This is a genomic window from Pseudomonas sp. 2822-17 (assembly GCF_002742485.1).
GTDB lineage: Bacteria > Pseudomonadota > Gammaproteobacteria > Pseudomonadales > Pseudomonadaceae > Aquipseudomonas > Aquipseudomonas cyclaminis.
Genome location: NZ_LJRZ01000738.1, coordinates 135,931 through 149,561, shown reverse-complemented (window position 1 = coordinate 149,561; position 13,631 = coordinate 135,931). Strand labels below are relative to the sequence as shown.

Sequence of the window (13,631 nt, the reverse complement as noted above, 5' to 3'; positions counted from 1 at the left end):
TACCGGAGCACTCCTGATGTCATCTCCCCAGATCCTGCTGTTGGCGCGCGCCGACGGCAGCCGCGTTGCCACGTCCTTCAACACGGGTGCCCTGAGCGCGCCGGACCCGTTCGGCGACCTCCGCCAGCTCGCCTGGCGAGGCGACGACGGCGTGTCCGCAGGCCTGGTGCCATTTAGCGGCGAAGCCGTGATTGAAGACTTCCCCCACAGCGAAACCCTGGTGGTGCACGCCGGGCATGTGGTGCTCAGCAGCGCTGACCAGACACTGGAACTGGACGTCGGCACCAGCGCGGTGATCGGCCGTGGCACACGCTTGACCGTGCAGGCGAGCGCCGGCAGCCTCTGGGCGTTCTGCGCGGTCGACCGGGCCGATGCCCCCGCGTGTCCGGGCCTGACCCTGCTCGACCGGTACACCCTGCTCAACCCTTCTGCGGCACCGGAACCGCAGATCCTGATCGGCCCTACCCCACAGTGCCGTGCCCTCAATCTGTTCGACGATGCCGTGACCGAGTTGCGCATCGGTATCTGGGACTCGACCCCCTACGCCCGCCATGGCCGCCCGCACAAACTGCATGAATTGATGCACCTGCTTGAAGGCAGCGTCACTCTGCAGGACAGCGAAGGTGGCGAAGTCACGGTCAATACCGGCGATACCGTATTCGTGGCCAAGGGCGCGCCGTGCGCCTGGACCAGCACGGTGTATGTGCGCAAGGTCTACGCCGTCCAATAAGGCCCGGATCAGGCCTTCAGCGCGTCCTCAAGAAACGCCATCAATGCCTGTACGCGCGGGCTGCGAAGCTTGCGCGACGGCACCAGTAGAAGGATCGGTGCGCTGTCAAAGCTCCAGTCCGCCAACACGCGCACCAGGCTGCCGCTGGCCACGGCATCACTGACGTCCCACTGCGAACGCAGCACCAACCCCAAGCCCTGCTCGGCCCAACGCCGGGCGACGCTGCCATCGTTGCTCAACAAGCCCAGCGCCTCGGGGCGCGAATCGAGGAAAAAACCGAAGTCGCCGACGGGCAATTGTTTGTCGCAGAGCAACTGTTGATTACCGCCGGCGCCTGGGCCGCCCGCTTATCCGAACGCTTCGGCGAGCCGGTGCCGCTGGAGCCCAGCGGCGACATCAGCCAATTTGCACGGGTCACGCAAGCAATCGGTCAGGTCGCACAGCCAGCCCGCGAGATTCAGCAGATTATCCCTTGCAGCGTTGAATAACGGCATCTTAGGGCAGGTGCCTTTTGTTAGCTTATCCAGACACAGGGCCGTGCTGTTCGCAGTGCCTATTACCGCTCCAGGGAGCCAGTTGGATGACCACACACCCTTCGAACAGCTACAGCATTGACCCGCACACGTCCCGGCAGTTTTACATCGACGGGCGCTGGGTTCCCCCTGCCATTACGGCCAGCCTGCCGGTGGTCAACCCGGCCACCGAGGAAGTGGTTGGCCACGTCGCGCGCGGGTCGGCCGAGGATGTCGACCGCGCCGTCGCCGCTGCACGGGCTGCGTTTGCCGGTTGGTCCACGACCCTGCCTGAAACAAGAGCGCAGGTGCTGGGGAACATCCACGCGCTGATCCTTGAGCGCCAAGAGCAACTGGCCCAGGCGCTGTCCCTGGAAATGGGCGCTGCCATTGGTTTTGCCCGGGCGATGCAAGTGCCGCTGGCGGCCGAGCACGTGCGGGTCGCCCGTGACCTGCTGTCCAGCTATCGCTTCCAGACGGTGGAAGGCGGCACCGCCATCGAGCGCGAACCCATCGGCGTGTGCGGCCTGATCACACCGTGGAACTGGCCGCTGTATCAGATCACCGCAAAAGTCGCCCCCGCCCTCGCCGCCGGCTGCACCGTGGTGTTGAAACCCAGCGAACTGTCGCCCCTCAGCGCCCTGCTGTTTGCGCAATTGGTGCATGACGCGGGCCTGCCGCCGGGCGTGTTCAACCTGGTCAACGGCAGCGGTGCCGAGGTGGGCGCTGCCATGGCGGCCCATGCGGATATCGACATGATTTCAATCACCGGTTCCAACCGCGCTGGCGCGCTGGTGGCCCAGGCGGCGGCGCCTACGGTCAAGCGCGTCACCCAGGAGCTGGGCGGCAAGTCCCCGAACGTGCTGCTACCCGACGCCGACTTCGCCAAGGCCGTGCCGCTGGGGGTGATGTCGGCGTTTCGCAACGTCGGCCAATCGTGCAGCGCGCCGACGCGCATGATCGTGCCAAGAAACCGCCTGGCCGAAGTCGAAGCCCTGGCGGCGGCCACCGCCAATGCACTGATCGTGGGCGACCCGAATTCGCAAGATACGCAACTGGGCCCGATTGCCAACGAAGCCCAATTCAATCGCGTCCAGACCCTGATCCACGCCGGCCTCGACGAGGGCGCCAAACTGGTGTGCGGCGGGCCTGGACGGGTGGCGGGGTTCGACAAGGGTTTCTACACCCGGCCGACGGTTTTCTCCGAAGTGGACAGCGCCATGCGCATCGCCCAGGAAGAAATATTCGGCCCGGTGCTGTGCATCATCGCCTATGAAACGCTGGATGAAGCCGTCGCCATCGCCAACGACACGGTCTACGGACTGGGCGCTCACGTCCAGGCCCAGGACCTGACACAGGCACGTGCCGTGGCATCGCGCATTCGCGCCGGGCAAGTGCACCTGAACTACCCCGCGTGGAACCCGATGGCGCCGTTTGGTGGCTACAAGCGCTCGGGCAATGGTCGGGAATACGGCGTCCATGGGTTTGAGGAATACCTGGAAACCAAGGCCATTGTCGGGTTTGGTGAGTAAACCACCGAGGGAGCGTCGCAACGGCGCTCCCTTTACCTGGCGGCAAGCCGTCAGACCGGTTCGAGAAGTGGCCGTCTCGAAAAGGCGAAACGTCCGACATTAATTTTCTCCACGACATCATTACCCTCTCGACTCCCGCACACTCCGGAGTTAAGGAATGACCCTCGCCCTGTTCAAGGATGGATTCCCGTCAGCCCACCGCACCACACGCCAACACATTGAAAGCAGCCTCGACCTGCGGCGATTGTTCTTCGCCATAGACGCCGACCCGGCGTTGATCGGCGCGGGGGTGGTGTATATCGATGGGGATTTCAACGTGGTGGTATTGCGTGAGTTCCAGGCGATTTGCAGGGTGCAGCCCATCAAGCTGGTGCTGCGGGAAGCGCCGAGGTATGTGGGGCCGGTGGAGTTCAAGCGAATGTTGGAGCATGAGCCTCGGGAGTCGAGGTTGGCGGCGGAAGCTATCAATACGGCAATTGCGTGCACCGGAGTAGTGTTGAGTTGGATGGTCATCGCGAGTGGGGCTGCGCTGATGCCTTTTACAGCTGGTGCTAGCTCGATAATTTCGTTTATCGGTAAAGCTGCTGCCGTTGCAAGTACAGTTCAATGCATCGGTGGCGCTCTACGGACAGCATCAGAGTTAGCCTTTGCGGAGGTTAATGACTACTTGGATAACGAGACGTGGTATGAGGCCGCAACAGCGGTGTTGGACGGTATTGCTTTGATGGGCGTTGCCAGCTCGGCATTAGTCACCGTGAAAGTCGTCACAACGACCACAAAAGCAACCGGAAAAACAGCTAGGCAAGTGCTTAGAGGCCTGACACGGCAAGAGCGGGCAAAATTGAACAATGAGCTGCTTAAAATCCGAGATCCAAGACTAACGACCAAGTTACTCAAGCTGGAAAAAACCTCCGGCAATGTGGCCAAACGTATCAGCGCTATTCAAATGCAGCGTGCAACTGCCGCACACAAAATGGACATAGCTGCGGCCTTGCTCGGTTTTACCAGCAGCACAGTCTCTGGGAACGTAAGAACTCTGGCGTTGGGCATCTACGAGGAAGTTAACCTGTGAGCCAACAACGCAAGATAAAAGGTCAATATTACTCATCACTCTTTATTGAGGATCCTTGGCAACTCCTCAAACGGTTCATGCCCGTGATTGGAGGTGATGCATTGGCAGGGTGTTTCTCGATCGCGTTGACGACGATCCTGGTGATGCTTACGTATTTGCCTAATCACCCCGTAGAGTTTGTCGCCAAAACATGCTTTTTCGGCGCCGCGAGCTTGGGCGCAGTATTCGCCCTGGCCAAATACGAAGTGCTCTACGGCCGTATCCACTGGGTCTGGATAAACGTTGCGATCTACCTACTTTGCCTGCTGATATCCCTACCCGCCATATTGTGGCGCCCCAACACCTATCTGTACGCACTGGCCCTGCTCTGCCCACTTGTCGGCCTGCTCATTCTCAACAGCAAACGCTGCCGCGAACTACGACACAAATCTCTCGAACTGCGCCACAAACGCCAAACCATCATCGCAACTATGAAACAACAGGGTCGCTGGAAATGGTGGTGATCTTTCTACCGCACCCATTGAAACAGCGCTGTCGACAACAACAGCGCTCTCCCTGAGGCTCACCTACTCAAGCTTTGACGTTCTGCCGAATATTCCAGCCAAACTTCACAGCCCCGCCGTCCTTGGTGCCGTCCGCCTTCTGCGGCTGATAGCTGACGTCGACGGTGGCGAAGTTCAACGCGATGCTTTCGTACAACACATCATCGGCGGTTTCAGCACGGGTGCTGTAGGACACCACCATGACTTCCTTCAAGGTGATCACCAGGTACTCCACCGGGCTGGCTCCACCGGCCTTGCGCACCACCAGCTTGGCTTCGGGATAATGCTTGCCGGTGGCGCAGGCCATCATCAGGTTGGGGCTGGATTTATCCAGGGGTTTGGTCAGGTTCAGGTTGGCAAAGTCGGCCTTGCCCGAGCCGCCTCCCGTACCGGAATGCATCGAGCCGGTTTGCGACAAACCCCAGCCCCAGTTGGTGATGTCGATCTCGTCACGATGAGCTTGGTCCCGCGATTCGCCCTTGATATCGCCCAGTTTCAAAAACATATCGACTGCCATGTTGGCTCCTTGTCCTGTGGTACGTCGCAAGTGACGTGGGGCGCACTTTTCCTCAATCGGGAGCGGGCTTACAAGACGTCAAAACCGCTTCAGGAAGCGCCCGACTGCAAATGGCGAAGCTTCCGACATTCATCTCAGTTGCGGCGTCTTTACTCTCTAAGCTCCCAAAAAAGGAGTTAAGGAATGACCGTCGCCCTGTTCAAGGATGGATTCCCCTCAGCCCACCGCACCACACGCCAACACATTGAAAACAGCCTCGACCTGCGGCGATTGTTCTTCGCCATAGACGCCGACCCGGCGTTGATCGGTGCGGGGGTGGTGTATATCGATGGGGATTTCAACGTGGTGGTATTGCGTGAGTTCCAGGCGATTTGCCGGGTGCAGCCGATCAAGCTGGTGCTGCGGGAAGCGCCGAGGTATGTGGGGCCGATGGAGTTCAAGCTCAAGCAAGCCGCACGTAACGCGCCAAAACGCATTCCAGCAACACAGATAAAACCAATCATCGCGACCCATCGCAATGATTCCATTGCAGCAGCACTGGGCCTCGCCAGCAGCGGTATGTCCGGAAACACCAAGACGCTGGCCATCGGTATCTACGAAGAGTTCAGCGAATGAAGAACCGCCAGGAGCCCCTTTACCTTATAGATCCTCGTCCTCTTTGGGCTCGTCACAGACTGGCGTTGTTTGGCGGTTTAATAGCCTTGTGCGTTTCGATTGCCAGCACCGCCACGCTGATGAATCTCACCTACTTCGCCCACGCATCCGATGAACTGACCCGTGATGCGTTCTTCATCACAGGCGGGATTGCGTGTGTGCTATTCGGCGTCGCGCAGAGCTTGGTCCTTCACGGTTATCCACGATGGGTGTGGCTTCAGGTTGGTGTGTTCATCATCGACTTGCTGCTCGTAATGCCAACAATTCTATACAGCCCCGATCACCTCCTTTTTACCCTTGCCTTACTAAGTCCGTTGATCGGGCTTCTATGCCTGAACAGCAAACGCCAGCGACAAATGCGCCGAGAGATGTTGGAAATCAGGCATAAACGCAAGGGCGTTATCGCGACTCTGAAACAACAGGGCCGCTGGAAATGGTGGTAATCCTCAAGCCGCCACACTTCGTGCCGCCGTATGCCGCTTCACCGGCACCGGCAGCCCCAGGTGCCCGCTCACCACAGAGTGATGATTCAGCCTTTGATGTTTGTGTAGATATCCATGTCCCACAGTTTTTAATCGGCTGTACGGGCCGCGATGGCTTCGACTTCCACCAGCGCACCAGGCAAGGGCAACGCGACGACTTGCAACGCCGTGCGCGCCGGTTTGTTCGGCTGCTCCGGCGTACCGAAGAACTGCGTATACCCGCGCTGCAACCCGGCGAAATCCAGCTTGCCGTCGGTCTCTTCGGCGCCGACCAGAAACACCCGCAACTGCACGATGTCGCCCAGGTCCAGGTCTTGCTGGCGCAGGATCTGGCGCAGCTTGTTGAACACCGAAACCGTCTGCGCTTCGGTGTTGCCACCCCCCCCTGGAACCGTTGGATCAGCCAGGTCCGGCAAGGTCCCGCTGACGAAAATCAGGCTGGCGGACGCCGGTACGGTGACGGTCTGCGAGATCGGGAAATCGCCGACGCTGGTGCGTTGAATGCTGTCGCTCATGGTGTGTCTCCTTAAGAGGCGGCGAGTGCCGCGACCTGTCGTTGTTGGGTAACGCGTTCGGCCAGTTGCGCGATCACATGCCGCGCCGAGTTGGCCGCCGATTCCTGCCAGATGCCCACCCCGCTTTGCACCAGGCCATCACCGGCGAAATACACGCGGCCGTGGCCGGCTTCGAGCAGGCTGCTGGCGTCGGCCGGGAAGTGTTCGCGTTGCAGCCATGGGCCCTCGCTGAAGGGGATCTGTTCCCAGGTCACCGCCAGTGGGTGGCGCAGGTGTTTGGAGTAGCCGGGGTGCAGCAGCTCCACGGCTTCCCTGGACGCGGCGTACTGCTCGGCGAAGGGTTTGGCACCAAATACATCGGCACCCTCGCCCGTCACGTAGCCCGCCACCAGCAGGCCCTCGCGGGTGTTGAGGTCGTTACTCGGGTACCACAGCAGGCGCGCCGGATGCTCGATCCACGACAGGCCGCCGTAGGTGCGGTAGTCGGTTTCCCAGAAGCGCGGGGATTGCCACGCGACCTTGGTCGCCTGGTCGCTGCGGGTGCTGCGCAGCGCGGCTTTGATCGGGTCGCTGAAGTCAGTGTCGAGTTTGGCCAGCAGCGGCAACGGCAGGGTCGAGATCAGATAATCGGCACGCACCACCTGTTCGCGGCCGCTGTGCCGGTCGTGATAGGTCACCGCTACGCCGTCTTCCAATTGACGGATCTGGCGGACCACGGCACCTGGCTGCACATGGTCACGCACGCGCTGGTAGAAGGCGTCGGTGATGCGGTCCATGCCGCCGACCGGTTGGAACATGGTCGCCGAAAACTCCGGAAACTCGGTGTGCAGCAACGCGCCCCACAGCTCCGGGTGCAGCAGTTGATCCAGCGACAACGGGCTGCGACTGGCGGGCAAAGCGCCCGGGTGTGCGGGAGACTCAAGGTGCCCTGAACGGATCGTGCCCTCGAAGGCCAATTCCTGGGACAAGTCGCCATACACCTGCAAAAACGCCAGCAACCGCGTGCGCTCCTCAGCACTCAGCACATCATCGAGGGCATCACGCTGCACCGCTTTGGCCAGCAAACCGGACAAGTGCCCGCGCGCATCGTTGATCGCCTGGCCGACGCTGAACGCCGGCTGTTGCACATCGGGCCGCACTTGCGCGCCATGGCTGCTGTTGATCAGCACTTCCAGGGGTACGCCCAGTTCGCTGCAATAGTCGAGGATCGTACGGTGCTGGCTGGGGATTCGTGCAGGACCTGCGTTGAAGTAATGCCCCTGGTCGAACGCCGCCGTTTGCGTACGACCATTCTTGTAGTCCACGCGGTCGCCATGGCGCAGGGTCCAGGTGCGCCCGCCGACCCGCTCGCGGGCCTCCAGTACCTGCACGTCAAACCCGGCGCGGCTCAGCTCCAGGGCACTGACCAGCCCGGCGATCCCGGCGCCCAGCACCAGCACACGGGTGCCCTGCCCCAGGCCTTCCTTCAACTTCAACGGTTGCGGACGGCGGTGCGATGACGGCCCCAATCCCAATACCGCCAGTGCATCCTTGACGGCTGTTTCGCCGCCTACCGCCGCAATGCTCGACAGCGCTTCACGTCGTGTCAGTCCCATGTCGATTGCTCCTTAATCCGGCAGGCCCGGTGGGTTGATCAGCGACTTGTCGACGCGCTCCACGTCCAGGCCCCAGCGTTGCAGCACCTGCTCGTATTGGCCGCCGGCAATCGCGCCTTCCAGGGCGGTGTGGATCGGTTTGACCAGGCCGTTGTCCTTGCGCGTGGTCACGGCAATATCGGCCTGCAACGGCCAGCCACCGTTGACCGTGCCGACACGCTTGATGCCACCGGTGATTGCCGCCGAATAGGCGTAGACCGAGTTAGGCCCGAACAGCGCGTCGCTGCGTCCGGACTGCACCGCCAATTGCGCGGCAGCCTGGTCGTCGAAGTACTGCAACAGCGCGGGCTTGAGGCCGGCCTTTTCGTTTGCTTCGTTCCAGGCCAGCAGGACTTTTTCCTGATTGGTGCCGGAGCCGACGATGATCTTCAGCCCGGCGATGTCCTCGGCCTGTTTGATCTCGGTGATCTTGCTGGTGGCCTTTACGTAAAACCCCAGCACATCCTGGCGATAAGTGGCGAAGTCGAAACGCTTCTTGCGCGCCTCGGTCACGGTGACGTTACTGATCACCGCGTCGTACTTGCCCGAGCTGACGCCCAGGGGCCAATCCTCCCAACTGGTCTGCACCACGTTGAGTTGCAGGCCGAGGCTGTCAGCCACCAGTTGCGCGGTGTCGGCTTCGCTGCCGATGGTGGTCTTGTCATCGCTGGCCAGCAGCGCCAGGGGCGGCCCGGCCACGCCGGACACGGCCACGGTGAACTTGCCCGGCTGGGCGAACTTGAAGCCCGGCGGGATCTGCGCGATAGCCGCCTCGTTGCGTGGCACATGGATGCGCACGCGGTCGGGACTGAGGTCGACCTGTTGCACGGCAAACGCGCTTTGCGCGGTACTGACGGCAAGCGCCAATAAGGCCACGCGAGCAGTGGTGATAAACATGGGCAGTCACTCCTTGAACTAAAGCACCTTGCCGAGAAAGGCCTGGGTGCGGGGATGTCGGGGTTGGCGGAAGATCTGTTCGGGCGGGCCCTCTTCGATCAATTGGCCGTCGCAGAGAAACACCACGTGGTCGGCCACTTCGCGGGCAAAGCCGATCTCGTGGGTGACGATCACCAGGGTCACGCCCAGTTGGGTCAGGCCCTTGATCACGTCGAGGACTTCACCCACCAGCTCGGGGTCGAGGGCCGACGTGGGCTCGTCGAACAGCAGCACCTTCGGGTCCAGCGCCAGGGCGCGGGCGATGGCGACGCGCTGTTGCTGGCCGCCGGAGAGCTGGCGCGGATAGGCATCGGCCTTGTCCGCCAGACCGACCTTGGCCAATAGCTCAACCGCCTTGGCCGGCGCCTCGGCCTTGCTCCAGCGTTTGTGGGCCAAAGGCGCTTCGGCAACGTTTTCCCAGGCGGTGAGGTGCGGGAACAGGTTGAAGTTCTGGAACACAAAACCCACGTCGATGCGACGCTTGAGAATCTCGCGTTCCTTGAGTTCGTACAGCAGGTCGCCCTTGCGCCGATAGCCGACGTATTCACCGTCGATGGTGATGTGGCCGCTGTCGATTTTCTCCAGGTGGTTGATGGTGCGCAGCAAGGTGGACTTGCCCGAGCCGGACGGCCCGAGAATCACCGTGACCTTGCCCGGGTCGATGGTCAGGTCGATGCCCTTGAGCACCTGCTGGCTGCCAAAGCGCTTGCCCACGCCCTGGATCTGGATACGTCCTGCGCGCGCTTCACTCATGGGATTTCTCCTTGAGCCAGCCGCGCAGGCGCTGCAACGGCGTGGGCGGCAGCACCCGTGCCGTGCCCCGTGCGAAATGCCGCTCGACGTAATACTGGGCGCTGGTGAGCACGGTGGTGATGATCAGGTACCACACGGTAGCCACGATCAGCAGCGGGATCACCGCCTGGGTGCGGTTGTAGATGACCTGCACGGTGTAGAACAGCTCCGGCAAGGCCAGCACGTAGACGATGGACGTGCCCTTGACCAGGCCGATGATTTCGTTGAACCCCGACGGCAGGATCGAACGCAGCGCCTGGGGCAGGATGATCCGGAAGATGCGTCGTGATGCGGGCAAGCCCAAGGCTGCCGCCGCTTCATGCTGGCCGGCGTCGACACCGATCAGGCCGCCGCGAATGATCTCCGCCGCGTAGGCTGCCTGCATCAGGCTCAAACCGAGGACCGCCGTGGTGAACTGGCTGAGCACGTCCACCGTCGACCACTCGGCAAACACCACGCCCGTGAACGGCACGCCGAGCACGATGTGGTCATACAGGTAGGCAAAGTTGTACAGGATGATCAGCACCAGCAACGCCGGCATCGAACGGAAAAACCAGATGTAGCCCCAGGCCAGTGCCGCCAGCAGCGGCGAGCCCGACAGCCGCGCCAGGGCCAGCGCCGTGCCGAGGATCACGCTGAACACCGTGCTCAGCAGCGTCAGCAACAACGTCTGCCCCAGCCCGCGCAGCACCGACGGCGAGAAGAACCACTGGCCGAACACGCCCCACTCCCAACGCGGGTTGGTGGCCAGGGAATGCGCAATGGCGAGCAGCACCAGCGCAGCAAAGATCGACCCGGCCCAACGCCACGGATGGCGGGCGGGCACCACGTGCAGGGCTTTGATCGGTGTGGCGACACGGGCCTGGCGAACCACGCGGGGTGGGTCAATCAGGTCATAGGGTTTGGCGACGATAGGCATGGTGTATTCCTCGGCCTCAGAAGGCATAGGTCAAGCGGGTGTAGTAGTACCCGCCGGTGAATCCGTAGGGCGAATAAGTGCCGTAGCTGCTGACCATGGTGCTGCTGGGCACGCCTTGTTTCTTGGGGTAGACGTCGAACAGGTTCTTGGCGCCGATGGCCACGTTGAGGTCTTTGGTGAGGTTGTAGCCAAGGTCGAGATCGGTGATCCACTTGGCCGCGTAGACCCGGTCGAGGCTGCGGTCGGCAGAGACGTTGACCTCTTTGTAGGCGCCGTAGCGGGTCAAGGCCAGGTTGAGGTTGAAGCGGCCGATGCTCCAGTCACCGCCCAGGATCAGCTTGGTGCTGGGCTGCACGCCGGTGATCAGGTTGCGCGCCTGGCGATCCATCAGGTCGTAGGACGTGCCCAGGATCGTGGTGGATTCCTTGTAGTTGAGGATTTTGGTCTGGTTCCAGTTGAACGCTGCGGTCCACTTCAGCGCGCCGTATTGGCCCAGGTCCTGGCTGTAGTTACCGACCAGATCGAGGCCTTTGGTGCGGGTGTCGGCGCCGTTGATAAAGTACTGGCCGCCGGAGGTGGAGGTGATGCCGTTGCCTTGCAGCACCTGGGTAATTTCCGGGCCGAGCAAGGTGCCGGTCAGGGTGATGCGGTCACGCAGGTTGATCACGTAGGCGTCGGCGGTGAAGCTCAGGCGGTCGGTGGGCGTGAGGGTGAAACCGAGGCTGAAGTTGGTCGAGCGCTCGGGCTTCAGATCCTGGGCGCCCAGGGCCTGGGCCGCCGCCGAACCGGTGGGCAGCACGCCGTAGTTGATTGACTGATACACCCCGTCCACCACGCCATAGGTGGTGGAACGCGCACTGAACAGGCTGTTGGCCAGGGACGGCGCACGGAAGCCATTGCTTACCGTGGCACGCACCGCGAATTGCGGTGTGAAATCGTAGCGGGTGGTCAACTTGCCGCTGCGGGTGGCGCCGACGCCCTGGTTGTAATGCTCGTAGCGAAACGCGGTGCCCACGTACCAGTCCGGCACCGGGTTGAAACCCACGTCGACGTAGCTGGCCAGGCTGTTGCGCGAGGCGCTGCTTTCTTCATCCGGTGAAATGCCGTTGGTGACCTGCGCCCCGCTTGAGGCGCAATTGCCCGGCGCCACGCAGTAGCCACCGTTGGCGTAGGACTCGTAGTCACCGGCCTGCACTTCATAGGTATCGCGCCGATGCTCGAAGCCATAGCTCACATCCAGCGGCTTTTGCAGGCCGATATCGAAGCCGCGCTTGAAGTCGAGGTTGGTGGTCAGCTCGGTGCTGATCCAGGTACCGGAGGTAAAGCTGTTCGGCGTGGCCTCGCCCAACGACGGGTTCTGGTTATGGGTGGTGCCCTGCTCCGCTTCGTTGCGCCCGTAAGTGGTGGACAAATCCCAGTCCCACTCGCCGACGGTGCCTTTGCCGCCGAACGCGGCCTGGAAGTCGTCTTCGTCGATGTACCAGGTCGGCGTGTAGCCGCCGGGGTAGCCATTGGGCCCGGTGGTGATGGTGTTGGTGATGGTCGGCAGGCGGAAATTCTGCCCCTGCTCGGCCTTGCGCCGCGAATAGGTGGTGAACGAATACAGGCTCAAATCGTCGTCGATCGGCAGCTCGGCGTTGTAGCCCAGGGTCAGCAGGTTGGTCTTCGGCGTGCCGTAGCCGCCATAGGTGGAACGCCCCGCCTGCTCATAGGCTTGGGCATAGGTGTAGCCGTTGGCGCTGGCCTTGTTGTCATCGTTCTGGCTGCGCGCATCCAGTGCCAGTTGCACGATGCCGCCGTTGCCGATTTCAAAACCCTTGTTGAGGCTTTGTTGCACGGTCTGCTTTTTGCCGTCGTAGCCAAGGCCCGCGTTGGTCACCGACGTGCCGCTGGTATCGGCCTTGAGGATCACGTTGATCACCCCGGCAATGGCGTCGGAGCCGTACTGCGCGGCGGCGCCGTCGCGCAGCACTTCCACATGGTCGATGGCGCTGATGGGGATCAGGTCCAGGTCGGCCGGCGCGGCGCCAGTGTTGATGCCGTTGATGTTCAACGTGGCCGCGGTGTGGCGACGTTTGCCGTTGACCAGCACCAGCACTTCGGCGGCACTCATGCCCCGCAGGTTGGGAGCGCGGGCAATGCCGCTGGCGTCCCAACCGGTTTTTTCCGGCAGGGTGAGCGATGGGATCACCGCGCTCAACGCCTCCATCAAACCGGGCTTGCCGGTGCTTTGCAGTTGCTTGGCGCTGACCACATCAATCGGCACCGGGCTGCTGGTGACCGTGCGCTGCTCGGCGCCACGGTTGCCGGTGACCACCACGGTGGACAGGGTGCTGTCGTCCTGGGCGTGGGCGGCGTTGGCCAGGACGGCCAGTGTCAGGAGGGTGGTGGGTTTCAGCGTTTGCTTCATGGGCGTGCCTGTCTTTCCAATTCGCGAAGTCGGGCACTCACGCGGCGGGGCGCGGTGCTCGGTTTTTTTGGGCGTGTTGCGGCGATTTGGGGTTAGGGCGAGTGCGGGGGTTGAATTGGCAACATACGTTGAACTCCCTTCCAACGATTCTGCTGCGGGGGATGATCACCCGGTTATGGCGCGCAGAATCTTGATTACGCTGGGTACCATCCGAGGTCAGGGGTAGGCTGTTGCGATCAAACATAACGGAATGGGTTGGGGAAATATAATGCTGTTTTGGTATAATCTAATATTCTCTAATTTTATTATTTTTATATTTTTTATTCATTTAAATAATGTTTTTCTGGGATCCAGCATGATCAACAACGCATTGAAGGGAGAATT

The 13,631-nt window shown here is 61.6% G+C and carries 13 protein-coding genes and 2 pseudogenes; 7 read left to right on the top strand and 8 right to left on the bottom strand.

The genetic code is table 11. The annotated features are described in order from the left end of the window. Window positions 1-16: 16 nt before the first annotated feature. Window positions 17-730: a cupin domain-containing protein gene (locus tag AOA60_RS24795; protein WP_099586557.1), complete on the top strand. Its 714-nt coding sequence runs from the start codon at window positions 17-19 to the stop codon at window positions 728-730. A gap of 8 nt (window positions 731-738) precedes the next feature. On the opposite strand, the pseudogene AOA60_RS24790 reads toward AOA60_RS24795, so the two are convergent. Continuing rightward, window positions 739-972, bottom strand: a pseudogene (locus AOA60_RS24790) (LysR substrate-binding domain-containing protein); the annotation flags it as partial. On the opposite strand from AOA60_RS24790, the pseudogene AOA60_RS24785 reads away from it, so the two are divergent. The 4 genes and pseudogenes from AOA60_RS24785 to AOA60_RS24770 form a co-directional block, all read left to right on the top strand. Next, a pseudogene (locus AOA60_RS24785) lies at window positions 964-1,122 on the top strand (sarcosine oxidase subunit beta); the annotation flags it as partial. The pseudogenes AOA60_RS24790 and AOA60_RS24785 overlap by 9 nt on opposite strands. A gap of 188 nt (window positions 1,123-1,310) precedes the next feature. Further along, window positions 1,311-2,774, top strand: coding sequence for an aldehyde dehydrogenase family protein (locus AOA60_RS24780; RefSeq protein ID WP_099586556.1), 1,464 nt, complete (start codon window positions 1,311-1,313; stop codon window positions 2,772-2,774). 157 nt (window positions 2,775-2,931) lie between these two features. Further along, window positions 2,932-3,846, top strand: coding sequence for an NAD synthetase (locus tag AOA60_RS24775; RefSeq protein WP_099586555.1), 915 nt, complete (start codon window positions 2,932-2,934; stop codon window positions 3,844-3,846). Beyond that, window positions 3,843-4,349 (top strand): hypothetical protein, encoded by a 507-nt coding sequence (locus AOA60_RS24770; RefSeq protein WP_099586554.1) that lies wholly within the window; start codon window positions 3,843-3,845, stop codon window positions 4,347-4,349. Before AOA60_RS24775 ends, AOA60_RS24770 begins: the two co-directional genes overlap by 4 nt. Window positions 4,350-4,416: 67 nt before the next feature. Here the strand turns inward: AOA60_RS24770 and AOA60_RS24765 are convergent, their stop codons facing one another. Next, window positions 4,417-4,905 carry a type VI secretion system tube protein Hcp gene (locus AOA60_RS24765; protein WP_099586553.1) on the bottom strand — a complete coding sequence of 163 codons (489 nt, stop codon included), beginning with the start codon at window positions 4,903-4,905 and terminating at the stop codon, window positions 4,417-4,419. 183 nt (window positions 4,906-5,088) lie between these two features. On the opposite strand from AOA60_RS24765, the gene AOA60_RS24760 reads away from it, so the two are divergent. Both AOA60_RS24760 and AOA60_RS24755 read left to right on the top strand, forming a co-directional pair. Beyond that, window positions 5,089-5,520 carry a hypothetical protein gene (locus AOA60_RS24760; protein WP_099586552.1) on the top strand — a complete coding sequence of 144 codons (432 nt, stop codon included), beginning with the start codon at window positions 5,089-5,091 and terminating at the stop codon, window positions 5,518-5,520. Then, on the top strand, window positions 5,517-6,002 hold the full coding sequence (locus AOA60_RS24755) for a hypothetical protein (RefSeq protein ID WP_256592885.1): 486 nt from the start codon (window positions 5,517-5,519) through the stop codon (window positions 6,000-6,002). Before AOA60_RS24760 ends, AOA60_RS24755 begins: the two co-directional genes overlap by 4 nt. Window positions 6,003-6,130: 128 nt before the next feature. Here the strand turns inward: AOA60_RS24755 and AOA60_RS24750 are convergent, their stop codons facing one another. From AOA60_RS24750 to AOA60_RS24725, 6 genes are read right to left on the bottom strand one after another with little or no spacing between them, the layout of a single operon-like run. Next, window positions 6,131-6,556, bottom strand: a complete 426-nt coding sequence (locus AOA60_RS24750) for a RidA family protein (protein WP_099586551.1) — start codon at window positions 6,554-6,556, stop codon at window positions 6,131-6,133. Window positions 6,557-6,567: 11 nt separating this feature from the next. Beyond that, window positions 6,568-8,151, bottom strand: a complete 1,584-nt coding sequence (locus AOA60_RS24745) for an FAD-dependent oxidoreductase (RefSeq protein WP_099586550.1) — start codon at window positions 8,149-8,151, stop codon at window positions 6,568-6,570. A 12-nt stretch (window positions 8,152-8,163) separates the two neighbouring features. Then, entirely contained in the window at window positions 8,164-9,087 is a 924-nt protein-coding gene (locus tag AOA60_RS24740) for an ABC transporter substrate-binding protein (RefSeq protein ID WP_099586549.1), read from the bottom strand. An 18-nt stretch (window positions 9,088-9,105) separates the two neighbouring features. Beyond that, window positions 9,106-9,879, bottom strand: coding sequence for an amino acid ABC transporter ATP-binding protein (locus AOA60_RS24735; RefSeq protein WP_099586548.1), 774 nt, complete (start codon window positions 9,877-9,879; stop codon window positions 9,106-9,108). Further along, window positions 9,872-10,837, bottom strand: coding sequence for an amino acid ABC transporter permease (locus tag AOA60_RS24730; RefSeq protein ID WP_099586547.1), 966 nt, complete (start codon window positions 10,835-10,837; stop codon window positions 9,872-9,874). The genes AOA60_RS24735 and AOA60_RS24730 overlap by 8 nt, the downstream gene beginning before the upstream one ends. Before the next feature lie 16 nt (window positions 10,838-10,853). Next, a complete protein-coding gene (locus AOA60_RS24725) occupies window positions 10,854-13,247 on the bottom strand; it encodes a TonB-dependent siderophore receptor (RefSeq protein ID WP_099586546.1) in 2,394 nt (797 codons plus the stop codon). Window positions 13,248-13,631 lie beyond the last annotated feature (384 nt).

Bases quoted from the DNA above. Each gene is read 5' to 3' on its own strand.
- AOA60_RS24765 (WP_099586553.1), bottom strand. From the start codon at position 4,905: ATGGCAGTCGATATGTTTTTGAAACTGGGCGATATCAAGGGCGAATCG.
- AOA60_RS24730 (WP_099586547.1), bottom strand. From the start codon at position 10,837: ATGCCTATCGTCGCCAAACCCTATGACCTGATTGACCCACCCCGCGTG.
- AOA60_RS24755 (WP_256592885.1), top strand. From the start codon at position 5,517: ATGAAGAACCGCCAGGAGCCCCTTTACCTTATAGATCCTCGTCCTCTT.
- AOA60_RS24745 (WP_099586550.1), bottom strand. From the start codon at position 8,151: ATGGGACTGACACGACGTGAAGCGCTGTCGAGCATTGCGGCGGTAGGC.
- AOA60_RS24740 (WP_099586549.1), bottom strand. From the start codon at position 9,087: ATGTTTATCACCACTGCTCGCGTGGCCTTATTGGCGCTTGCCGTCAGT.
- AOA60_RS24750 (WP_099586551.1), bottom strand. From the start codon at position 6,556: ATGAGCGACAGCATTCAACGCACCAGCGTCGGCGATTTCCCGATCTCG.
- AOA60_RS24735 (WP_099586548.1), bottom strand. From the start codon at position 9,879: ATGAGTGAAGCGCGCGCAGGACGTATCCAGATCCAGGGCGTGGGCAAG.
- AOA60_RS24760 (WP_099586552.1), top strand. From the start codon at position 5,089: ATGACCGTCGCCCTGTTCAAGGATGGATTCCCCTCAGCCCACCGCACC.
- AOA60_RS24795 (WP_099586557.1), top strand. From the start codon at position 17: ATGTCATCTCCCCAGATCCTGCTGTTGGCGCGCGCCGACGGCAGCCGC.
- AOA60_RS24725 (WP_099586546.1), bottom strand. From the start codon at position 13,247: ATGAAGCAAACGCTGAAACCCACCACCCTCCTGACACTGGCCGTCCTG.
- AOA60_RS24780 (WP_099586556.1), top strand. From the start codon at position 1,311: ATGACCACACACCCTTCGAACAGCTACAGCATTGACCCGCACACGTCC.
- AOA60_RS24775 (WP_099586555.1), top strand. From the start codon at position 2,932: ATGACCCTCGCCCTGTTCAAGGATGGATTCCCGTCAGCCCACCGCACC.